This is a genomic window from Nonomuraea sp. NPDC004580 (genome assembly GCF_040609855.1).
Classification (GTDB): domain Bacteria; phylum Actinomycetota; class Actinomycetes; order Streptosporangiales; family Streptosporangiaceae; genus Nonomuraea; species Nonomuraea salmonea.
In genome coordinates this window covers 399,064-420,671 of record NZ_JBEXLH010000002.1, presented here as the reverse complement: position 1 = coordinate 420,671, position 21,608 = coordinate 399,064, and the positions used below count along the sequence as shown (strand labels likewise).

18 protein-coding genes are annotated in these 21,608 nt (G+C 72.8%); 12 read left to right on the top strand and 6 right to left on the bottom strand.

Annotated elements, in window-relative coordinates:
* Positions 1-8 precede the first annotated feature (8 nt).
* Both hypD and hypE read left to right on the top strand, forming a co-directional pair.
* On the top strand, positions 9-1,148 hold the full coding sequence (gene hypD, locus ABZW11_RS05165) for a hydrogenase formation protein HypD (RefSeq protein ID WP_355412820.1): 1,140 nt from the start codon (positions 9-11) through the stop codon (positions 1,146-1,148).
* Complete coding sequence (hypE, locus tag ABZW11_RS05160) at positions 1,145-2,230, top strand: hydrogenase expression/formation protein HypE (RefSeq protein WP_355412818.1); 1,086 nt, start codon at positions 1,145-1,147, stop codon at positions 2,228-2,230. Before hypD ends, hypE begins: the two co-directional genes overlap by 4 nt.
* 26 nt (positions 2,231-2,256) lie before the next feature.
* On the opposite strand, the gene hypF is transcribed toward hypE, so the two are convergent.
* From hypF to ABZW11_RS05135, 5 genes are read right to left on the bottom strand one after another with little or no spacing between them, the layout of a single operon-like run.
* Positions 2,257-4,545: a carbamoyltransferase HypF gene (gene hypF, locus ABZW11_RS05155; protein ID WP_355412816.1), complete on the bottom strand. Its 2,289-nt coding sequence runs from the start codon at positions 4,543-4,545 to the stop codon at positions 2,257-2,259.
* 5 nt (positions 4,546-4,550) lie between these two features.
* Positions 4,551-5,249, bottom strand: a complete 699-nt coding sequence (locus tag ABZW11_RS05150; RefSeq protein WP_355412814.1) for an SIS domain-containing protein — start codon at positions 5,247-5,249, stop codon at positions 4,551-4,553.
* A complete protein-coding gene (locus ABZW11_RS05145; RefSeq protein ID WP_355412812.1) occupies positions 5,246-5,455 on the bottom strand; it encodes a HypC/HybG/HupF family hydrogenase formation chaperone in 210 nt (69 codons plus the stop codon). Before ABZW11_RS05145 ends, ABZW11_RS05150 begins: the two co-directional genes overlap by 4 nt.
* Positions 5,452-6,045, bottom strand: a complete 594-nt coding sequence (locus ABZW11_RS05140; RefSeq protein WP_355412810.1) for an SIS domain-containing protein — start codon at positions 6,043-6,045, stop codon at positions 5,452-5,454. Before ABZW11_RS05140 ends, ABZW11_RS05145 begins: the two co-directional genes overlap by 4 nt.
* A complete protein-coding gene (locus ABZW11_RS05135) occupies positions 6,024-6,458 on the bottom strand; it encodes a helix-turn-helix transcriptional regulator (protein WP_355412808.1) in 435 nt (144 codons plus the stop codon). Before ABZW11_RS05135 ends, ABZW11_RS05140 begins: the two co-directional genes overlap by 22 nt.
* Before the next feature lie 379 nt (positions 6,459-6,837).
* On the opposite strand from ABZW11_RS05135, the gene ABZW11_RS05130 reads away from it, so the two are divergent.
* The 10 genes from ABZW11_RS05130 to ABZW11_RS05085 are packed head-to-tail and all read left to right on the top strand — an operon-like array spanning position 6,838 to position 19,117.
* The gene (locus ABZW11_RS05130) at positions 6,838-7,275 is read left to right on the top strand and encodes a hypothetical protein (protein ID WP_355412806.1); all 438 of its coding nucleotides are present in this window, start codon (positions 6,838-6,840) and stop codon (positions 7,273-7,275) included.
* A gap of 60 nt (positions 7,276-7,335) precedes the next feature.
* Complete coding sequence (locus tag ABZW11_RS05125; RefSeq protein ID WP_355412804.1) at positions 7,336-7,668, top strand: hypothetical protein; 333 nt, start codon at positions 7,336-7,338, stop codon at positions 7,666-7,668.
* Between the two features lie 7 nt (positions 7,669-7,675).
* Positions 7,676-9,409 (top strand): peptidoglycan-binding protein, encoded by a 1,734-nt coding sequence (locus tag ABZW11_RS05120; RefSeq protein WP_355412802.1) that lies wholly within the window; start codon positions 7,676-7,678, stop codon positions 9,407-9,409.
* The gene (locus ABZW11_RS05115; protein ID WP_355412800.1) at positions 9,402-10,085 is read left to right on the top strand and encodes an ABC transporter ATP-binding protein; all 684 of its coding nucleotides are present in this window, start codon (positions 9,402-9,404) and stop codon (positions 10,083-10,085) included. The genes ABZW11_RS05120 and ABZW11_RS05115 overlap by 8 nt, the downstream gene beginning before the upstream one ends.
* A complete protein-coding gene (locus ABZW11_RS05110; protein WP_355412798.1) occupies positions 10,085-11,263 on the top strand; it encodes an ABC transporter permease in 1,179 nt (392 codons plus the stop codon). Before ABZW11_RS05115 ends, ABZW11_RS05110 begins: the two co-directional genes overlap by 1 nt.
* A gap of 25 nt (positions 11,264-11,288) precedes the next feature.
* Positions 11,289-12,146: an SseB family protein gene (locus tag ABZW11_RS05105; protein ID WP_355412796.1), complete on the top strand. Its 858-nt coding sequence runs from the start codon at positions 11,289-11,291 to the stop codon at positions 12,144-12,146.
* Positions 12,143-12,523 (top strand): hypothetical protein, encoded by a 381-nt coding sequence (locus tag ABZW11_RS05100; RefSeq protein ID WP_355412794.1) that lies wholly within the window; start codon positions 12,143-12,145, stop codon positions 12,521-12,523. The genes ABZW11_RS05105 and ABZW11_RS05100 overlap by 4 nt, the downstream gene beginning before the upstream one ends.
* Positions 12,524-12,574: 51 nt before the next feature.
* Positions 12,575-12,976, top strand: coding sequence for a YbaB/EbfC family nucleoid-associated protein (locus ABZW11_RS05095; protein WP_355412792.1), 402 nt, complete (start codon positions 12,575-12,577; stop codon positions 12,974-12,976).
* The gene (locus ABZW11_RS05090; RefSeq protein WP_355412790.1) at positions 12,973-13,311 is read left to right on the top strand and encodes a hypothetical protein; all 339 of its coding nucleotides are present in this window, start codon (positions 12,973-12,975) and stop codon (positions 13,309-13,311) included. The genes ABZW11_RS05095 and ABZW11_RS05090 overlap by 4 nt, the downstream gene beginning before the upstream one ends.
* A 16-nt stretch (positions 13,312-13,327) precedes the next feature.
* A complete protein-coding gene (locus tag ABZW11_RS05085) occupies positions 13,328-19,117 on the top strand; it encodes a hypothetical protein (protein ID WP_355412788.1) in 5,790 nt (1,929 codons plus the stop codon).
* Between the two features lie 495 nt (positions 19,118-19,612).
* Here ABZW11_RS05085 and ABZW11_RS05080 read toward each other — a convergent pair whose 3' ends face one another.
* Positions 19,613-21,553, bottom strand: a complete 1,941-nt coding sequence (locus ABZW11_RS05080; protein ID WP_355412786.1) for a hypothetical protein — start codon at positions 21,551-21,553, stop codon at positions 19,613-19,615.
* Positions 21,554-21,608 lie beyond the last annotated feature (55 nt).

Below are 21,608 nucleotides of genomic sequence, written 5' to 3'. Positions count from 1 at the left end.
GCGGGACAGTGCGGTTCGTCGATGAGTACCGCGACGCGGGCGAGGCCAGGAGGCTGGCGGCGCGGATCAGCGACCTGTGCGAGCCAGGGCGGCGCTACACGTTCATGGAGGTGTGCGGCGGCCACACGCACACCATCTACAAGCACGGCCTGGAGGACTACCTGCCCGAGCCGGTGTCGCTGGTGCACGGCCCCGGCTGCCCGGTCTGCGTCATCCCGATGGGACGGGTGGACGACGCCATCGCCATCGCCCGCGAGCCCGGCGTGATCTTGACGTCGTTCGGCGACATGATGCGGGTTCCCGGCGGCCAGGGCTCGTTCTACGACGCCAAGGCCGCGGGCGCGGACATCCGCATGGTGTACTCGCCGCTGGACGCGCTCAAGATCGCCCGGCAGCACCCCGACCGCACGGTCGTCTTCATGGCCATCGGCTTCGAGACCACGGCTCCGTCCACGGCGATGACCGTGCTGCGGGCCGCCGCCGAGGACGTCCCGAACTTCGCGGTCTTCTGCAACCACGTGACGATCATCCCGGCGATCAAGGCCATCCTAGACTCGCCCGACCAGCGGATCGACGGGTTCATCGGGCCCGGCCACGTCTCCACCGTCATCGGCTGCACGCCCTACTCGTTCATCGCCCGCGACTACGGCAAGCCGCTGGTGTGCGCCGGGTTCGAGCCGCTGGACGTCCTGCAGTCCGTCCACATGCTGCTCCGCCAGCTCGCCGAGGGGCGGGCCGAGGTCGAGAACCAGTACACGCGGGTGGTGCCGTGGGAGGGGAACCCGCGGGCGCTGTCGGCGATCTCGCGGGTGATGGAGCTGCGGCCGCACTTCGAGTGGCGCGGGCTGGGGTTCATCGCGCACTCCGCGCTGCGGATGCGGGAGGCCTACGCGGCGTACGACGCCGAGGTGCGCTTCGCCGTACCGGGGGTGCGGGTGGCCGATCCCAAGGCGTGCCAGTGCGGTGAGGTGCTGAAAGGTGTGCTGAAGCCGTGGGAGTGCAAGGTCTTCGGCACCGCCTGCACGCCCGAGACGCCCATCGGCACCTGCATGGTGTCGTCCGAGGGGGCCTGCGCCGCCTACTACAACTTCGGCCGCTTCGCCCGGCGGCGTGCGCCCGTACCGCTGACTCTGGGGAGCCGGCCGTGAACGACGAAGCTGTGGCCTCCCGTGAGGTCCAGGTGCTGGAGCGGATCGAACGGGCCCGCCGTCGCAGGCCCAAGCTCACCGAGGAGCGGGTGACGCTGGCGCACGGCGCGGGCGGCAAGGCGTCGCGGACGCTGATCGAGGCCGTCTTCGCCGACGCCTTCCGCAACCCGGCGCTCGACCCGCTCGACGACGGCGCCACGCTCGACCTCGGCACCGGCCGGCTGGTCCTCACCACCGACGCGTACGTCGTCTCGCCGCTGTTCTTCCCCGGCGGCGACATCGGCGACCTCGCCGTCAACGGGACCGTCAACGACCTCGCGGTGTGCGGGGCCAGGCCGATGTACCTGTCGGCGGCGTTCGTCCTGGAGGAGGGGTTCCCGATCGCCGACCTGCGCAGGATCACCGCCTCCATGGCGGCCGCGGCCGAGCGGGCCGGTGTGCGGGTGGTGACCGGCGACACCAAGGTGGTGCAGCGCGGCAAGGCCGACGGCTGTTACGTGACCACGTCCGGCGTCGGGGCGCTCGAACGGCCGGTCACGCTGGGCGACGCGCAGGTCAGGCCGGGGGACGCGGTGATCGTGTCGGGGCCGGTCGGCGAGCACGGCATCACCGTCATGATCGCCCGGGGCGACCTCGACATCGAGGCGGACCTGACCTCCGACACCGCGCCCCTGCACGACGCCGTCGCCGCCCTCCTCGACGCCGCCCCCGTGCGGATGATGCGCGACGCCACCAGGGGCGGGGTCGCGACCGTCCTGAACGAGGTGGCCCGCGGCGCCGGGGTGGCCGTACGGGTGGACGAACGCGCGGTCCCGGTCCGCCCGATCGTGAGCGGCGCCTGCGAACTGCTCGGCCTCGACCCGCTGTACGTGGCCTGCGAGGGCAGGTTCGTCGCCGTCGTGGACGGCGAGCACGCCGACGCGGCCGTCGCGGCGCTCCGGCGGCACCCGGTGAGCGAGGGCGCGGCGGTGGTGGGCACGATCGAGCCCGACCCCGCGGGAATGGTCCTCCTCAACACCGCCTTCGGCGGCACCAGAATCGTCGACCTCCTGGTCGGCGACCCCCTCCCACGCATCTGCTGACCACCGCCCGCCGGCGGGCGGCGCGGTCAGCGGCGGTCGTGGGCGGCGGCGATGACGGCCTGGCCGAGGGCGAGGCCGCCGTCGCCTGGCGGGACTCGCGAATGGGTCAGGACCTGGAAGTGCTCGCGTTCCAGGCCCGACACCACCGCCTCCAGCAGGACCGTGTTCTGGAAGACGCCGCCGGACAACGCCACCGTACGGAGTCCCGTCTCCTCGCCCAGGATCGTGACCGCGCGGACCACCGCGGCGGCCAGCCCGTGGTGGAAGCGGGCGGCGATCCGTCCCGCGTCCACACCGGCCGCGACGTCCTCCGCCGCGGCTCCGACCAGGTCGCCTGCCGCGATGACCAGGGGCTCGCCGGCGATCACCCGCGCCGGGTACGCCCCCCGCTCCCCGGCATCCACCCGGGCCTCCAGCTCTGCGGCGGCCTGCCCCTCGTACCCGATGACATCGCGCACCCCCGCGATCGCCGCCACCGCGTCGAACAGCCGCCCCGCGCTGGACGTGAGCGGCGCGTTCAGCCCGGACCGCGCCATCCCGGCCACCACCGGCCACTGCTCCCGATGCCGCGCGGCCACCGCCAGATCGGGCAGGGCATCGGGCAGGGCGCCGCCGTGGAGCCGGTCCAGCCAGGCCGCCGCCATGCGCCACGGCTGGCGTACGGCCGCCGCGCCGCCCGGCATCGGCACCGCCTCCAGATGCCCGGCCCGCCGATAGGAGAGCAGGTCGGCGACCAGCAGTTCCCCGCCCCACAGCGTGCCGTCGTCACCCAGGCCGAGCCCGTCGAACGCCACCCCGATGACGGGCCCGCCGTGCCCGTGCTCGGCCAGGCAGGAGGCGACGTGCGCGTGGTGGTGCTGCACGGCGACCAGGTCCACGCCGGTGCGCTCGCGCGCGTACGCGGTGGACAGGTACTCCGGGTGCAGGTCGTGGGCGACCACGTCAGGGCGGACGCCGAACAGCCGGCAGAAGCGCTCGACGGACTCGGTGAAGAGGCGCAGGGTCTCGTAACTCTCCAGGTCGCCGATGTGCTGCGACAGGAACGCCTGGTCGCCCCTGGCCACGCAGAACGTGTTCTTGAGCTGGGCGCCGCAGGCGAGCACCGGCCGGGAGAAGCGCCACGGCACGGGGACGGGGGCGGGGGCGTAGCCGCGCGATCGGCGCACGACCAGCTCCCGGCCGCGGAAGACCCGCACCAGCGAGTCGTCGGCGGGCGCCTCGATCCGCCGGTCGTGCACGAGGAACCCGTCGGCGACGCCCGCCAGCCGCCGCAGCGCGTCCTCGTCGCGGTGGGCGATCGGCTCGTCGGTGAGGTTGCCGCTGGTCAGCACGTACGGCGCGGCCAGCCGGTCGGCGAGCAGGTGATGCAGCGGCGTGTACGGCAGCATCACCCCCAGGTCGCGGGCCCCGGGCGCCACGGCGTCGGCCACCGGGGCGGCACGGCGGCGCGGGGCCAGCACGATCGGGCGGGGCGTGCCGGTGAGCAGCCGTTCGGCCGCCGGGTCCAGGTGGACCAGCGTCCCGGCCGCCGCCACGTCCCGCGCGAGCACGGCGAACGGCCGGGACTCGCGGCGCTTGCGGGCCCGCAGCACGGCAACGGCGGTGTCGTCGGCGGCCAGGACGGCGAGGTGATAGCCGCCCAGCCCTTTGACCGCCACGACCCGCCCCTCCTCCAGCCACCCGGCCGCCACCTCGACCGGATCCCCGGGCACCGGCCGGCCGTCCGCGCCGAGGGCGCGCAGCTCGGGGCCGCACGCCGGGCAGCACACCGGCTGGGCGTGGAAGCGGCGGTCGCCGGGGTCGCCGTACTCCCGCGCGCAGGCGGCGCACATCGCGAAGTCCGCCATCGTGGTGGCGCACCGGTCGTACGGGACGCCGGTGACGATCGTGAACCGCGGCCCGCAGCCGGTGCAGTTGGCGAACGCGTACCGGTGCCTGCGGTCTCCGGGGTCGCGCAGCTCGCGCAGGCAGGCGGTGCACGTACCGGCGTCCGGAGGCACCAGGGCGGGGTTCGGCCGCTCGCCGCGCCTGCTCGGCACGATGCGGAAACCCGGCTCGCCCACCGGCTCCGCCGCCTCCACCGAGACCCGCTCGACCAGCGCGAGCGGCGGCGCCTGGCCCGTCAGCCCGGCCGTGAACGCCTCCAGCCTCCCCGGCTCGCCCTCCGCCTCGATGAACACCCCGCCGGGGTCGTTGCCGACGAACCCCGACACCCCGTACGTCCCGGCCAGCCCGCACACGAACGGCCGGAACCCCACACCCTGCACCAGCCCCTCGACCCGCACCCTGACCCGGCGCACCCCCGTACCGGCCATGCCCGTCACATCTCGCCGGCCAGCACCCGCTGGGTCAGCTCCCACAGAACGTGGCAGAGCGTGATCTGCGCCTCCTGGATGCGGTGCACGGACGCCGACGGCACCACGAACAGGTACGCCACCCGCCCCTCCTGCGCCATCGCCCCGCCGTCATAACCCGCCATCCCCACGGTCACCATGCCGCGCCTGGACGCCTCCGCCATGGCATCGACCACGTTCCGAGACCCCCCACTGGTGGACAACCCCACGGCCACGTCACCCCGTCGCCCGAGCGCGGCGAGCTGCCTGGCGAACACCAGCTCGTACCCGACGTCGTTCGACAACGCCGTGACCAGCGCGACATCCTGCGCCAACGCCACCGCCGCCACCGCGCGGGCCGGCTGCGGCGGTGCGGCGGTCGCGCGGGCTGCCTCGGGTGGGGCGGCGAAGAGCTGGGCGACGGCCTGGGCGTCCGTGCTGCTGCCGCCGTTGCCGAACGCGAACAGCCGGCCCCCTGCCTCGATCGCCGCCGCCATCGCCCGCGCGCACGCCACCAGCCGCTCGCCGTGCGAGGCGACCAGGGACCGGCGCAGGGCGACGATCTCGCCGGCCTTCCTCCGCGTGGACGCGCACAGGTCGGCGACGACCGCCTCCCTGTCCGCGGGCGCCGGGGCGAGGAACGGGTACAGGGCCTCGATCCCGCCGGGCTGACCGACCGTACTCAAGGGTCCCTCCTCGCGATGGCCTCCTTGGCGTGCACCAGGACGACGTCACCGGGCCGCGCGTCCACCAGCGCCACGCTGACCTCCTCCGCCGTCCCCGACTCCGTCTCCACCAGCGCCATCCCGTCCTCCAGCAACCGCACCACGAGCACCGGCACCGCCACGTCCGAGCACGTGACGCAGACCCCGTCGTGACACGACTCCGTCATCGGACCGCCTCCAGCTCGTAGAAGACGTGCACCAGCTCCCACAGCACGTGATAGATCGTCATGTGCACCTCCTTGACGACCAGCGGATCGCCGGAGCGCACGACCACCACGTGATCCGCCTCAGACGCCGCGTGCCCTCCTGCGAGCGCCACCGTCAGCAGACCCAGCTCGCGCGCCGCCGTCAGCCCATCGCGTACGGCAGGGCAGCCGGGCTCGGCCGACAGACCAAGCGCGATGTCGTGCGGCGCGGCCAGCAGCCGCAGCTGGGCGGCGAAGATGCCGTCCAGACCCTGGGTGCGAGCGATCCCCGTGGCCAGGGCCAGGTCCGTGGTCAGCGAGAGGGCAGGGAGCGCCGGCTTGCCGACGACGACCGGATGCGCGAACTCGACGGCGACGTGCTGAGCATCGGCCACCGACCCGCCGCTGCCGAACACCAGCAGCTTCCCGCCCGCGCGGAACCGTTCCGCCATCTCCTGGCAGGCGCGGACGATCAGTTCGGCGTCCGCACCCACGGCCGCCGTCGGCTGCGCCCGCCGCTCGAACACGGCGGACACGGCGGACACGGCGCTCATCGCCGGGTCCTCGCCCACGACGCCTCCTCCCACCCCGACCCTTCCCGCACGCCCGAGCCCCGCCCACCCGCACCACCTGGGACGTCGTGGGTATCGGCTGCCGAGCTGATCCGCGTCCATCTGTCCAGGCAGGTCTCCAGCAACCCGCGCACTTCGGTCAACCGGCGCATCCACGCCTGCAGTTCGGCCATCCCGCCGGTGGTCAGCTCGTAGCGCCGGCGGGCGGGCCCCGCCTCGGAGGCGACCCAGTCGGAGGCCAGGTGGCCGGCGCGTTCGAGCGAGCGCAGGGCCCGATAGACCTGCCCCGGCTCCGCGTCGGACGCCCCCAGCCGCGCCAGCCGCTCGATCAGGTCGTACCCGTGACCGGGCCGCTCGCAGATGAGCAGCAACAGGAAGGGAGAGAGCAGGCCGCGGACGTCACTGCCCGACATGGATCCCCTCCTCCGGTGCGGGAACGGCCGGTCGGTAAGGACAGTAGGCCGCCGCATGCCAAAGGCCGGGGCGGCACGTCCGGCATTTGCACGAGTCATCGCCGTGGGCAGGCCAAGGATTTCCCGAACGCCCGCGTAGCGTCAGAGCGTCGCCGATGAGGGGCCTCGCCCTCACGCACCCCTTTTCACACGCGGCACGATGCCCTCCGCGCACAGCACGATCCTGCGGCACCCCCGCCGGGCAACTGGCCATCCGGCGTGCCCTCCTCGACCCCCCCGTTCACGAGGGGGGAGGATGTCAAATCCTGGTCCGATCCGATGCCCCGGCCACAGCGCCGAGGTCGGGCGTCGCACTGCGCGTATGCCGGGAGGGCGCGTCATGACGTGGTGGTCGGTGGTGCGGTTCCTGCACGTGCTCGGGGCCGCGCTCTGGGTGGGCGGGCAGCTCACGGTGTCGCTGGTGGTGCTGCCGCTGGCCCGCCGCCTGCTGGACGACGAGCGGCGCGGCCAGGTGCTGAACGCGGTCGGCCGGCGCTTCGGCCTGCTCACCGTGGCCGCGTTCCTGCCCGTGCAGCTGGCCACCGGCGTGGCCATCGCCTGGCACAAGGGCGTCACCTGGGCCTCGCTCGCCGAGCCCGGTTATGGCCGGATCCTGGCCGCCAAGCTCCTGGTGTTCTGCGCGGTCATGGCCGCGGCCGGCGTGCACGGCTGGGCGAGCGGCACGGGCCGTCCCCTGCTGGCCCGGGTCATGGCGGTGGGCTCGCTGGCGGGGTCGCTCGGCGTCGTCCTGCTGGCCGCCGCATTGCCCGTCACCTGATCGCGCGCGCTCAAGAGCGACCTCAACAGCGACCCCGAGCTGGTCGAGCTCGCCGCCGCCATGGCCACCTGCCTCAAGGGCAAGGGCAACGCGATCAGCGACACCACGCCGCTGGCCATGGCGAGGCGCGGCCAGGAGATGTTCCGTGCCCAGGAGGACAGGCTGGGCCGGGCACAGCGCGACGACGTGCCCGACGTCGCGCCTCCGGCGAAGGAGGGCGAGCTGCCGATGATCTACGCGCCCACCCTCACCCCCGAGGAGGCGCGCCCCTACCTGAACAGGGAGATCAAGGCGGCGCTCGACGACCTGGAGTGCGGCAGGGACTTCTACCCCGCCTACCTGCCGCGCCAGGCGGCGATCGACGAGCAGGTCAACGACCGGTTCGGCATGTGAAGCCGCCATGAGGTCGCCACGCAGGCTCATCGCCGGCATCATCGCCGGCGTCGTCGTCATCGCCGCCGCGGGCTGGGCGCTGAGCACCCGGTTACGCTCGCCCGCCGACGAGGCGGCCCGCAGGGCCGCGCCCAGGCCCTCGCTCGTCACCGCCGCCGTCGAGCGCCGCGAGCTCGTCAGCACCGTCGTGACCAGCGGCACCCTGGAGTACGGCTCGCCCCTGCCCATCACCCTCGCCGGAGCGGTCGGCGGCGCGGCGGAGCTGCAAAGGGCGACCAGGGCGCCGCGCAAGGGCCGCATCAAGGAGGGCGCGGTGCTGATGGAGGTCAACGGCCGCCCGGTGTTCGCGCTGCGCGGCTCCGTGCCGATGCACCGCACGATCGCCCCGGGCAGCAAGGGCGCCGACGTCAGGCAGCTGCAGCGGGCGCTGCGCAGGCTGGGCTTCGGCGGGCCGCTGACGGGCGTGTTCGACCAGGCCACGATCGCCGCCGTCACCAGGATGTACACGAAGAAGGGGTACGAGGCCCAGCAGCCGTCGCTGGCCGACCGGCAGGCGTACGACACGCTGCGCAAGGCCGTACAGACGGCGCGGGAAACCCTCGCGACCGAGCAGCAGGCGCTCGACCAGGGCCGTGACGTGCTGCCGCTGAAGGTGAAGCTCGACAACGCCGAGGCGGACCTGACGGCGGCGAAGCGGGCGCTGAAGCAGGCCGAGGAGCGGCGGCTGACGCCCGAGGACGAGGCGAAGCTGGCGGCGGCCGACGCGGCCGTACGCGCGGCGGAGGAGAAGCTGGCGGCGGCCGAGCAGGAGCTGGAAGCGGCCAGGACCCGGCCGACGCCCACCCCCACCCCCAGCCTCACCCCCACCCCCACCTTCATCTCCGCGAGTCAGCCGCCCGCTGACACGGGCCTGTTGCGGATGCGGGTCGAGAACGCCAGGGCCGACCTCGCCGCCGCCCACGAGGCGCGCGGCCTGGCCATGGAGGAGGCGCGGCAAACCAGGGAGAAACGGCTGGAGGAGCTGCGCAAGGCCGTACGCACCGCCAAGGAGAGCCTGGTCACGGCCCAGCAGGCGCTGCGGCAGGCCAGGAGGCTGTCACCCACCCGGCTCAAGGTGGCGGGCGCCAGGAAGGACGTGGCGGCGGCCAAGGAGATGCTGGCCGAGTACGCCCGCACGTACGGCACCTCCGTCCCGCCCGGCGAGGTGGTGTTCCTGCCGAAGCTGCCCGCCCGGGTGCAGAAGGTGTCGGTGAAGGCGGGGCAGCGCGTCGAGGACGAGGTCGCCACCGTCACCAGCTCGTCGTTCATGGTGACCGCGAGCGTCGAGGCGGCGGAGTCGGAGCTGCTGCGCGCCGGCATGGAGGCGAGCATCGAGCTCGGCACGGGCAGAACGTATCGGGCCACGCTCACCGCGGTCGGCGACCGGGCGAAGGTGCCGGGCGCCGAGGAGCCGCCTGAAGGCGCCGTACCGATCCTGCTCACGCCCGCCACGAGCAAGGCGCTCAAGGCCGGCACGGCGGTCACGGCGCGGGTCACCGTGGGCGCGACCGAGGAGCCGGTGCTGGTGGTCCCGGTGGCCGCGGTGATCACCTCGGCCGACGGGAAGGCCCGCGTACGCGTCGAGCACGCGCCGGACGAGACCAACGACGTCGAGGTGCGCACGGGCCTGACCGCGGACGGGAACGTCGAGGTCACCGGCGCGCTCAAGGAGGGTGACCGGGTGGTGGTCGGCGGTGGCTGAGCCGGTCATCGAGCTGACGGAGGTGTGCAGGGAGTTCCCCGCCCAGCCGCCGGTCCGCGCACTCGACCGCGTCACGTTGCGGGTCGGCAGGGGCGATTACCTGGCCATCACCGGCCCGTCGGGGTCAGGCAAGTCGACCCTGCTCAACGTGCTCGGCCTGCTCGACCGGCCGAGCACCGGCAGCTACCGGCTGGACGGCGTCGAGACCACGACCCTGCGCGACGGCGCCAGGACCCGGTTGCGCGCCGACCGCATCGGCTTCGTCTTCCAGGCCTTCCACCTGCTGTCCCACCGCAGCGTCGTGGAGAACGTCATGCTCGCCGAGGTCTATCGCGGACGGCGGGGCACGATCAGGCAGCGGCGCGTGCGGGCGATGGCCGCTCTGGAACGGGTCGGCGTCGCCCACCGCGCCGACTTCGCGCCCGGCCTGCTGTCCGGCGGCGAACGACAGCGCGCGGCCATCGCCAGAGCCCTCATGGGAGAGCCGCCCCTGCTGCTGTGCGACGAGCCCACCGGCAACCTCGACAGCCGCAACACCGAGGCGGTGCTCGGCCTGTTCGACGAGCTGCGCGGGCAGGGGCTGACGATCGTGGTCATCACGCACGAGCAGGAGGTCGGCGCGCGTGCCGGGCGGCGGGTGCGCATCACCGACGGCGTGCCGGCGGAGGAGGCGTGATGCACGTACGCGACCTGGTCGGCGAGTCCGTCGCCGGCATGCTCGCCAGGCCGGTGCGCTCGGCGCTCACCACGCTCGGCACCGTGCTCGGCATCACGACGCTCGTCGTCACGCTCGGCGTGGCCGCGACGGCGGGCAACCAGATCGTCGGCCGCTTCGACGAGCTGGTGGCCACGGCCATCACCGTGGAGGTGCCGGAGCAGGAGTTCGAGCCGCTCGTGGAGTGGACCGCGATCGACCGGCTGACCAGGCTGCGCGGCGTCGAGTCGGCCGCCGCGGTGGCCGAGAGCGACGACGGCTCCAACCTGTCCGTACGCTCCAACGACATCGTGGACCCGTCCAGGGTCACCACGCAGTCCTTGACCGTGCTGGCCGCGACGACCGGGCTGCCCGAGGCGGCGCGCGGCCGGATGCTGCAGGGCCGCTTCTACGACACGGGACACGTCCAGCGGGGCGACCGGGTGGCGGTCATCGGCGACCAGGCGGCCAGGGCGCTCGGCGTCACCCGGCTCGACCGGTCACCGGCGATCTTCATCGGCAAGCACGCGTACACGGTGATCGGCATCATGGGCGACCTGCGCCGCGAGCGGAACCTGAGCACGGCGGTGATCGTGCCGCCGACGGCGGGCCGGCAGTTCGGCCTCCGCGACGTCACCCGGGTGCTGGTCAACACCACCTTGGGAGCCGCCGGGCTGATCGCCGGCCAGGCGCCCGCCGCGCTCAGCCCGGGCAACGCGGACATGCTGCACGTGGTCGCGCCGCCCAGCCCCACCAGGGCCCGCGACCAGGCGCAGGACGACGTGAACGCGCTCTTCCTCATCCTCGGCCTGGTCTCGCTGGTCGTGGGCGCCGTCGGCATCGCGAACGTCACCCTGGTCACCGTCATGGAACGGGTGCCGGAGATCGGCCTGCGCCGCGCGCTCGGCGCCGCCCGCCGGCACATCGCCGCGCAGTTCCTGCTGGAGTCGACGCTGATCGGGCTGATCGGCGGCGTGGTCGGCGCGGCGCTCGGCGTGGTCACCGTGGTCGCCGTCGCGGCCGCCAAACAGTGGACGCCGCTCCTGGACGTCCGCCTGGCCGTCGCCGCACCCGTCGCCGGCGCGGTGGTGGGCCTGCTGGCCGGCCTCTACCCGGCCCTGCGCGGCGCCAGGATGGAGCCGGTGGACGCCCTGCGGTGAGCCGCGCACCCACTAAGGTGACGCCATGCGGGTCGCGAGCACGTTCGAGGAGGCGCTCGGCAGGGCGCACGCCCGCGGCGACTGGTCCACCTGCTCGGACCTGCTGCGCACCGCCGCCTTCGCCCTCCCGATCGGCGACGAGGCGGCGCGGGGTGAGACGCCGGTGGTCTGGCCCACGTTCACGGCCGACGGGCGCACGTGGCTGGCCGTGTTCACCTCGCCGGAGTCGATGGGCGAGGTGGCCTCCCACTTCCGGGTCGTGACCCTGCCGGAGCTGGCGGCCCGCTGGCCCGACCCGCACTGGGGGCTGGCGGTCAATCCGGGGCGGCCGGTCTGCTTCTACCTGGAGCCGGGGACGGTGGCCAGGCTCGCCGTGCCGGCGCTGCGGGAGGCCGTGGCCTCGGCGCCGGACGCGGGCGTCCCGATCGTGCAGAAGCTGCTGCGCCCGTTCGACGTCCTGGAGCTGCTGAGCACGGGGGAGCCGCGGGTGTCCGGCTACTGCCACCTCGCGACGGACGTGGCGCACCTCACGAAGCCGGCCGCCCTGACGGAGGCCCTGGCCAGGGACGAGGCGCTCACTCGCGACGGCACCGTGAACATCCTGCGCTGGCCGGCCGTCGGCCTGTCCCTCTACCGCACGCCCTACGGCGGGACGGACGAGCAGAGCATGCGGGCCGTCGCCGGGTGGGTCGTCGAGGAGCCGCCGTTCGTCGGGATGGGCCTCGCGCCCAGCGCGGACGAGCTCGTCAGGGAGTACAAGATCGACGGCATCCTGCTGCCGTACGGGGCGGAGATCCTGGAGCTGGGCACAGGCGGCGTGGAGCGGCTGCGCGCGCAGTTCGACGCCGATCGCGGGAAGTGGCTGGTGGAGGAGCCCGGATGAGCTATCGGGCCTCGTGGATGGGAGCCGTGTACGACGCCGCTCCACAGCTGCTGGAGGACGGACTGTGGATCCGGTTGCGCCGCGCCTCGCCCGCCGCCGGGTTCGAGCGGCTGGCGGACGACCTGTACGTCAGGCCCGTCCCCGCCGCGGAGTGCGCCTGGGTACGCCACGTCGTCACCGTCTGCACCTGGCGGGACGCGCCGTTCCGGCTGTGCGCGCAGCGGGGGGACAAAGTGCTCATCGAGTACGTCGGCGCGCAGGTCACCGTGGCCAAGGAGCTGGACCTCGACCGGATCGACCGCGGTGTCCACAGGCTGTGGGTGCCCAGGGCCGAGGTCTCGGAGGTGCAGGAGCTGGCGGTGGATGTCCTGTTGTGACGGGTGTTGTCATTGGTACGTTACCGGGCAGACACTTTGGGGGATATGTCGATGAACGTTGATGCGGGCGGGCTGCAGGCCTATACCGACGAGCTCCAAGCCCGGTTCATGCGGTTGCAGAGCGAAGCGCTGTCCCTGAACGAGCAGGCCCGCGCCGTCGAGGTCACGGAGAAGTCGGCGGACGGCCTCGTCTCCGCCACCGTCGGCGCCCGCGGCGAGCTGATCAGCCTCGACCTCGACCCCCGCGTGTTCCGCCGCCCCGACGCCCGCGGACTCGCGGACACGATCAAGGACACCATCCACCGGGCCACGCTCGCGGCCCAGGAAAGGGTGGTGGAGATCTTCGCCTCGATCGTGCCGCCCGAGCAGATGCGCGCACACGTCGAAGGCGACGTCGAGGCCCTGATGCGGCAGCTGGCCGGCCAGATGGCCGAGGGGGACGGTCACCGGTGAGGAACGAGGAGGGCACCGAGATCGTCGAGCCGATCTCCACCGGCATCTCCCAGTTCGAGCTCATGGCGAGTGATCTGGACACCGCCTACCGGTCGGACGAGACGGAGCTGCGCGGACTGCTGGCGGCCAAGATCTGGGGCACGGGAGCGGCCGGCACCGCGTTCATCCGGGCCCTTGAGGCGAACGGCGGCCTGGACCTGTGGCTCCACGACACCGGCGCGCTCGTGCAGGACATCAACAAGATGCCGGCCAAGTTACGCAAGGCCGTCGGCAACTCGCTGAGCACCGACGCGGAGCTGGCGCAGCGCACGGCCCGCATGCTCGGCCCCACCTGACGGAGCACGGCGTCAGATGGCGACAGCGAAACCGATCAATCCGAGTTACGTCCCGGGCAGAGGGTCGCCGATCCGGCGGGTCCCCACGACCGAGGTGCGCCCGGCCTGGGAGACGTCGGCGTTGCCCGACTGGGTCAATTACACGTTCATCCCGCTGTTCACGGCGGGCGAGCCGTGGCCCGCCGACACCAGGACGGTGGAGCTGGGCCGGGCGGCCCAGCTGTTCGACTCCTTGGCGGCCACCATGGGCGACGCGGTGGACAAGACCGGCACCGCCGTCAGCGCCATCGACGCCGGATACACCTCCCCGGCCAAACCGCCCGCGTTCACGGTCGTCCGGCGGCAGTTCGACGACAGGACCGGCGTCGTCGCCAAGGCCAACCAGGCCGCGCAGCTGGCCGAGCACTTCGCCTCCTTCGCGCTGGAGGCCGACTTCACCAAGCGGTCGATCAACATCGCCTTCTGGGTGTCGGTCACCGCGGCCGCGCTCGGCATCGTGGCCGTCAGCAGCCCTTTCGCGGCGCTGGTCGTACGCCTGTCCGCGCAACTGGGCAGCGTCCGTGCCCAGCTGCTGCTGCGCCGGCTGCTGCTCGTCGCCGGCCGCGCGGGACCCGCCACGGGCGCCGGCCGTACCGTGCTGGCGGCCGGCGCCGGCAGCCGCTTCCTCGCGTGGGAGCTCGCGACCGAGATCCCGGAAGAGCTCCTGGAAGGTCTGGCCAGCCTGAAGGCCCAGCGCGACCAGATCAAGGAGGGGCTGCGGGACGAGTGGGACTGGCAGCTGACCAACGCCATCATCGTCGGCACCGTCATCGGCACCGCGACCGGCGTCTGGCTCGGTCGCCACCTGGTCAGGTACATCGACCGGCTGCCCGGCATCGGCACGCTGTACCGGACGGCGGGCGCCCGCACCGGGGTGCTGCCCGCGTTCCAGCGCTATCCGAGGGCCGTGCTTGCCACTGCCCTGCCGAACGTGCCCGGCTCCGTGGCGGGCCAGGTCGGGGCCGGGGTCCTGGTGTACGGCGATCCCGGACGGATCACCCTGGAGTCCCTGGTGGGCGCCGCCGCTGCCGGCGGGTTCCGGGCGAACACGTACAGCCCGTTCAACGTGCACGTCATGGGCGCGGCCGTCCGCCCGATCACCACCCTGTCGAACTACGCCGCCAGCATGGGGACGCACCTGGCCGGGACGAGCACGGACGGGTACGGCCCGGCCACGCACGGGCACGGCCCGGCCACGCACGGGACAGGACCGTCGCCGGACGGGCCCCGGCCGACCGGTCCTGACACCGTCGCAGCGCAGCCGCAGGTCCTCCCGCACCAGCGTGCCATGCCCGACCTGTCGGCGCAGAACACCCGCGACGTCGCGGACACCGACCAGCAGCGGCCCGCCACCGGTGATCTGCAGCGCCTCCTCAACGGCGACCGCCCGCAGCGCCCCACCTCACCGACGCCGACCCCCGACACCCAGCAGCCGACCATCCCGAACCACCGCCAGGCACCGTCGCACCCCCAAAACCACGCTCAGTCCGCCCCCGAGCAGCACCCGCAGGGCCAAGCCGCACCCGAGCCGAAAACCGTCACCACTCCCACGGCACCCGCAGAACCAGCACAGAACACCCAGGCCCCGCCGGATGCCCAGCCCGCGCAGGACCCCCAGGCCGCGCCGGATGTCCGCACCACGGCCTCCACGGACATCTCGGACGCGCCCCTCATGACCGTCGCGGACCTGTCCGCGCAGGCCGAACCCGCTGGTCAGGCCGTCACCGGGCAGGGCGGGCCCCGCAGCACCGACCTCGACCCCGACACCCGGCCGCCGCTGCTCCCTCAGCACGACGAGCGGAGCCTGGCCGCGCTGCGCGACGGCAACGCGTACGCCATCGACCCGAAGAAGGCACTCAAGGCATCGCAGTGGGCCGACCTTCGCCGGTTCCGCGGCGAGGTGGTCGAGGAGCGGGAGCACCGCAAACAAGTGCTGTCGCTCCTCGAAGTGCGCCTGATGGATGTGACGGACGAGGCGGGCACGACCCACCCCATCACCGAGTTCACCCTCCTGGTCCGGTTCAGAGCCCCCGATCTGAGCAGGGAGGAACTGCTGAAGGAGCAGTCGGACCTCCTCGACTCCATCGATCTGTACTACAACCACCAGCACAGGCTTCGCGACGGCTCCCAGCTGCACCTGCGGGTGGAGTTCGTGGAGGCCAAGGGGAACGAGCCCGCCGTCCTGCTGGCCCCCGACACCGGGCGACGACCCGACTACGCCCACTTCTCCGTCGGCCAGGCCATCACCTTCTACGCCCACGAGCTGGGCCACCATCTGGGCTTCCCGGACGACTACGTGGACGAGACCGAGTACGGGCGGCGCACGCTGACCGCCCCCTACGTCCATCGGGATCGCACCCTCATGGGCGCCGACCGACCTTTCTGGGCCTCATCGGCGAGAGTCGTGCGTGACCATCAGGGACGCGAGTTCCCGGCGGTGGTCGGCCTGCGCCCGCGTCACCTGGAGATCCTCTCCGACCTGGCGGAGACCAAGGAGGTCACCGTCCCGCGGCGTCGCGACAGCCGCCGCCTCATCGATCGGACCACGACGGCGTCACGCAACCTGCCGGTCGTCGCCGGTCCCGCGAGTCCGGCGGTGCCGTACGAGACGATGCGCCTGCCGGTGCCCACGGCGGAGAACACCCGGCTGCCCGACCACGTACGCGACCTGCTGGAGAGGTTCCCGGTCAGCGGGCCCGAGTTCTTCCAGCACGCGCTCAGGCTCGACCGCATGGCGGCCCTGCACCGGGACGTCCCGGTCGCGGACCTCACCCGGCACCATCTCGCCTACACCGACGCGCTGATCTCCACGGCGGTCGCCATGTACGACTCGGTGCCCGACCACGCGTTCGACGGCCCCGACCTCACCCGCTTCCGTGCCCTGCTGGAGCTGGTCGCCGATCAGGACGGTGCGGTGCCGGACGCCCGTACCCTCGTCCGTCAGCTGGCGGAGGCGATGGGCATGGACCGGTTCCGCATCAGTGACGTGGAAGGGCTGGCGCGCTTCGCCGAGTGGTTCCGTGCCACGGGCGGCCAGCGCTTCCCCGGTGAGCGAGGCGTGAAGGCGCTGACGCGCGCCGCCGGTGAGTTGTTCGGCGACGTCGAGAGCACAAGAGCCGTGGTCGAGGTCGCCCGGCTGTTCGCGTCCGCGGCGGAGGCCTCACAGTCCATGGCGTACGGCGAAGTGGGCAAGGACTTCCGCGTCGTGGTCGACGCCATCCGCGACGCGCTCGCCGCCAGGCAGCCGGGCACGAAGTTCTCGGGCTATGACCTGGCCAAGCTGGTGGAGAACGCCGTGACCGCCGCACGGGCCGCCGCCCCCGTGACGCGTGGCACCAAGGACCCGGGCGCCACCGCGTATGCACCGGAGAACCCGGTCGACCCGCTCACCGGAACGCCCGTGCGCGACGTGCGAGGACGCGCCGGGTTCGCCGGGCTGCCCACCGGCGCGGTGGCCTTCCACCACGACCCGGACCGGCCGGATCCGGCCGGGTGGCAGGCTCCGCCGTCCGAGCGGAAGATCGAGGTCCGGCCGATCGGGGACTGGTTCGTCGCCGACGGCAGGCAGGCCGCGCTGGACGACCTCACCGTCGCCGAGGCCCGCGCCGCCTTCGACGCCGAGGTCGAGCCGGCCGACCTCGGCAGCCGGTCCATGACCTGGAGCTGGGTGGACGACACCACCCTGCTCATCGGCGACCGGCACATCACCTTCGAGGTGGGGCCGGTGGACGGCGCCGCGCTGAGCCACGTACGGCTGGGCGAGGGCACCGCGCAGGCTCCCGACCGGGTACGCCTGGCCGCCAGGATCGCGCCCGACCAGGTGGCTCCCACCGTCCTGGCCGTCGTCTCCGACGTCTTCCAGCAACTGACCGCCCCGCGCACCACGATGGCCGCGCTGACCGGCCACCCGGACGGCCGCGACACCTCCCACAACGCCCGCCAGAACGTCTTCCGCCTGCTGTCGCGCCAGTACAGGACCGCGAGCACTCCCGAGGCCGGAGCCGAACTGCGGGCCAGACTCGACGCCATCCTTGCGACGTTCGCCGAGGGCGTCCCCGAGGGAGCCGGCCGTGAGCGCCTGGACAGGCTCCGCACCCTGGCAGAACCACCGGAGACTCCCGCGCCGGCCGCCCCGGCACCGCCACCGCCACCGCCACCGCCGACGCGGGAACCGCGCAGCACCGACCTCGACCCCGACACGCGCCCACCCCTGCTGCCGCTGCACGACGAACGCACCCTGGCCGTCCTGCGCGACGGCAACGCCTACGCCATGGACCCGCGCCAGGCGGTCAGAGCGTCACAGTGGGCGCGACTGCGCCAGTACGCGGGCGAGGAGGTCAAGGAGCGGCACCCATGGGAGCGGAGCAGGTCCCGGCTGGAGGTGCGCTCGCTGCGCGTGACCGACGAGGCCGGCACGACGCACGCCGTCACGGAGTTCACCTTGCTCCTCCGGTACGCGGCCGACCCCGCCATGAGCGAGGCCGAGCTGCTCCTTGAGCAGTCGAACATGCTGGACGCGGTGGACGTCTACTACAACCACCAGCACCGGCTCCGCGACGGCTCCCAGCTGCACGTCAGGCTGCGGTTCGTGCCGGCCCAGGAGAACGAGCCGAGGGTCACCTTCCACCCCAGGACCCCGGGCGCCCGTCCCAACGCCGAGCACCTCTACGCCGGCTGGGGGCTCGCGCTCGCCGCGCACGAGCTCGGCCACCACCTGGGCTTCGACGACGAGTACATGGAGGCGGCCAAGCACGACCGGCGCACGCTCGCCGGCACCCTCGTGCGGCGTGACCCCAGCTTCATGGGCTCGGAGCGGCTCTGGTGGGCCGAGGACTCCGTCTCGGACGTGCACGGCGGCCCGTTCCCCGCCAGGGCCGGGATGCGCCACCGCCACCTCATGGCGCTGTCGGCCCTGGCCGAGACCATGGAGGTCACCGTCCAGCGGCGCCCTGGCGCGATGCGTCCCGGCGCCTTCGACCTCTCCTCCGCGCGGACGGAGACCCGGCCGCGCCGGCTTCCGGTCGCCAGGGGCCCGGCCGAGCCCGCCGTCCCGTACGAGACCATGAGCCCGGCCACGCCCACGCCGGACACGATCCGGCTGCCCGAGCACGTACGCGAGCTCCTGGCGGCCTTCCCCGCCCACGGCCGGGAGTTCTTCGACCACGTGCTGCGGCTCGAACGCATGGCGGCCGTGCACCGCGAGGTCACGGTCGACGACTTCACCCGGCACCACCTCACCTACACCGACGCGCTGCTCTCCACCGCCGCCGCCATGTACGGCACATCGCCCGAGTTCCCCTTCAGAGGAGCCGACCTCAGGAGGATCCGCGCGCTGGTCGAGCTGGTCACCGACCAGGATGGCGCCCCGCCACGCGCCCACGCCTTCCTCCGCATGATCGCCCAGGCCATGGGCCGCGACCGTCTCTCCGTCCTGGACGTGGACGGCCTGGCCCGCTTCGTGGAATGGTTCCGCTTCACCGGCGGCCACCGCTACCCTGGCGAACAGGGCGTGGCCGTGCTCCGGCGCGCCGCCGGAGAACTGTTCGGCGACATGGACAGCACGCGCGCCGTCGTCAAGGTCGCCCAGCTGTTCGCCGCGGCGGCCGACCACTCGCCCCACATCGCCCTCGGCCACGCGGGAGACCGCTTCGCCACGGTGGCCCAGCGCATCGGCGAAGCCCTCGCCACCCGAGCCCCCGGCCAGTACTTGTCCGGCTACGACCTCGCCACACTGGTGGAAGAGGCCCTCGCGGAGACCGAGCCCTGAACCGGGTCGTCGAGGGCGGCGAGCTGGGTCTGGACCCGTTCTGCGTCGGCGCCGCGCTGCTGGGCCCGGTACAGATCGAGAGCCTGACGCCAGGACCGCCGGGCCGGTTCGGGACGGTCGAGCGCCGCCTGGGTGTGGCCGACCCGGCCGAGGGTGTCCGCTTCGTTGTAGGGGTGACCGAGGTCCTGGAACAGGGTGCGGGCCGGAGGTTGGGGGTCAACAGTTCTTCGCAGGCTTACTGAACGTGCGTTGATGATCGGGTAGCTCTACATGTCGGCGTACAGCGGAGAGCCTTCTGAGGCGGGCTACGTAACGGCTACGGCTCAGAGGCAACCACATGCGCTGAAGCAACGAAGTTGGAGGAGCCACACCAGGCCAGCACGGGCTGACCCCCGAGGCCCGACCTGGTCACCGCCGTACTACCCCGGGAAAGCAGAAAGCCCTGGCCACGTCTGTTCGTGACCAGGACCCTGGGTGCCGCTGGTAAAGGAGAGCTCAGACCTTCCATTCATCGGTGAGCCAGGCCAGATCCGCTTGGTGGCGCTCGCGGGCGCGACGCTCGCGTTCGAACAGGGCTTCTGTCTTGGTCAGCACCAGGGTGTACGGGCGGCCCTGCCGCCTGGTCTCGTGATGGACAGGCAGCTCGGCCTCATCGATCCTGGCGTGGATGTGCCTGCGCCTGTCCTTGGCGAGCGGCCATTCGTGAGCGCGTCGCTCAGGGGAGCGGAGGAACGTGTCGAGCATCTCGCACAGCTCGCACGCGCATCCGGTGGGCAGCTCGATCGACCAGTCGCCCGGCGCGCGTTGTGGCTGCGCCAGTGATAGGCGGATTCGGTCGGCACAGTTGAGGGCCAGTTCGTCGAAGCCCCCTTGGCGCGTCCCGGCGGCACGCAGCGTCGCCATCGCCAAGGCGTGCGCCCGATCACCGGCCGTTCGCGCGAGCTTGTGGGCGTCCTCCAGAACGCCCGTTGATTCCAGCCCGGCCGCAGCCGCGATGATCCCGGAGCATGGCGCCCCCAAGGCGGTCAGCCATGCTTCCCGTCGGGAGGTGAGCGGCCCGTCGAGTGCTGGAGCGACCTGACCCGCGAACATCGTCCATGACAGTTCGACGATGCGGCGGGCGGCTGCGGTGGACGCGCTCCCCTCCGCCGAGAGTGCGGCACACAGCGCTGGGAGATCTTCGAACCACTCCAACGGCGCCTGAGCGAGGCCGTAGGAGCCGGGTCGCCAGCCCTCTGTCCAATGGTGCAGCAGGCCGTCCGTCCAGATGTCGCCGTAGTGCGCGGCCAGGGCCGCGAATGCAGGACCATGAGGAGGGACCAGCCGCTCCAGCGCGAACGGCCGCAGCAGCATGGTCGCGACCGGCGCGTCATCCAGCTCTCTGGCCGCTTCCAGCGCCTTGCCGAGGAGTTCGGTCTGGCCGGGGTAACGGCCGGCGGCGTGCCAGAAGGACTCCAGCGATCGCGCGGCCTCACGAGCCTCCGCGATCTTTCCGGCACGGGACGTCGCGGCGAGTTCGTCCAGCGCCCATCCTGGAGACGCCTCGGCGCGGCTGGCGAAGCCCTGGTTCCGGGGCCAGATGACCAGCGCCGCCCGCCGGTACCAGCGGTCCAGGGTGTTGCCGTAGTTGCCCATGTAGCCCTCGTATTCGGAGGAGTAGGGCGTCATGCCGGCCGTCGGGGTCGTCGAGGCCACCTCGGCGTCGCTGAGGTCCAGCGAGATGTCCTCCAGCCGTCCCGTATCCGGGCCGATCCAGTGGGCGAGGGTGGTGGAGGTCTCGATGAGGTCCTGAAGGACGTACTGCTTGTCGTCAGCGCTGCCCGGGTCCTCGTAGTCGTCGGGATCTTCGTCCTGGTAGTCGCCGTACCACGCGTCCTCGTCCTCGTCGGGGTCGTAGGCGTCCCAGGTTTCCTGGATCTCCGCGAGGGCCAGGGTGCTCTCACAACCAGCCCGCTCGGCCGCGGCCCGCAGCAGGGCGCCGGTGTGCGCGGACGGCAGCGACACCACCAAGGTCGCGACCATGGCGTCGTCCTTCTCGGAGTCCTGGTGCGGGACGAAGAACTGCCCGGTCTCGTACAGGAGCATGGAGTGCAGCTCGGGCATGAGCCGGCAGTGCGGTGGCAGCCCCAGCTCCGCGCGCATCCCGTCGAGGACGGTCGTGAACGCTTCCGTCCACTCGACGCGCACCAGCTCCTTGGGGATCTCCCAGGTGTCGCGCACCTCGGGGTCGGTCAGGGTCTGCTCACCCCGCCCGAACCGCGCCCGGCGGCCGAGCTCGCGCAGCTGGACCGCCTGCTCATCGGAGACGGGAAACCGCAGCGGGCCGAGCCCGTCGACCGCCAGCGAGAGATCGGCTGCTGAAAGCTTCCGCAAGGCGCTGGACGCAGCGGGCTCCGCCGACGCGGCGAGTAACTCGGCCACTCGTTCACGAGCCATGTAGGGCACGGAATCCTCCTTGGACCACGATCGGGACGGCAACAAGGCCTACCGG

Excerpts from the sequence above, each read along its gene's own strand:
- hypF (WP_355412816.1), bottom strand. The coding sequence starts at position 4,545 with ATGGCCGGTACGGGGGTGCGCCGGGTCAGGGTGCGGGTCGAGGGGCTG.
- ABZW11_RS05145 (WP_355412812.1), bottom strand. The coding sequence starts at position 5,455 with ATGACGGAGTCGTGTCACGACGGGGTCTGCGTCACGTGCTCGGACGTG.
- ABZW11_RS05135 (WP_355412808.1), bottom strand. The coding sequence starts at position 6,458 with ATGTCGGGCAGTGACGTCCGCGGCCTGCTCTCTCCCTTCCTGTTGCTG.
- ABZW11_RS05130 (WP_355412806.1), top strand. The coding sequence starts at position 6,838 with ATGACGTGGTGGTCGGTGGTGCGGTTCCTGCACGTGCTCGGGGCCGCG.
- ABZW11_RS05125 (WP_355412804.1), top strand. The coding sequence starts at position 7,336 with ATGGCCACCTGCCTCAAGGGCAAGGGCAACGCGATCAGCGACACCACG.
- ABZW11_RS05120 (WP_355412802.1), top strand. The coding sequence starts at position 7,676 with ATGAGGTCGCCACGCAGGCTCATCGCCGGCATCATCGCCGGCGTCGTC.
- ABZW11_RS05110 (WP_355412798.1), top strand. The coding sequence starts at position 10,085 with ATGCACGTACGCGACCTGGTCGGCGAGTCCGTCGCCGGCATGCTCGCC.
- ABZW11_RS05105 (WP_355412796.1), top strand. The coding sequence starts at position 11,289 with ATGCGGGTCGCGAGCACGTTCGAGGAGGCGCTCGGCAGGGCGCACGCC.
- ABZW11_RS05100 (WP_355412794.1), top strand. The coding sequence starts at position 12,143 with ATGAGCTATCGGGCCTCGTGGATGGGAGCCGTGTACGACGCCGCTCCA.
- ABZW11_RS05095 (WP_355412792.1), top strand. The coding sequence starts at position 12,575 with ATGAACGTTGATGCGGGCGGGCTGCAGGCCTATACCGACGAGCTCCAA.
- ABZW11_RS05085 (WP_355412788.1), top strand. The coding sequence starts at position 13,328 with ATGGCGACAGCGAAACCGATCAATCCGAGTTACGTCCCGGGCAGAGGG.
- ABZW11_RS05080 (WP_355412786.1), bottom strand. The coding sequence starts at position 21,553 with ATGGCTCGTGAACGAGTGGCCGAGTTACTCGCCGCGTCGGCGGAGCCC.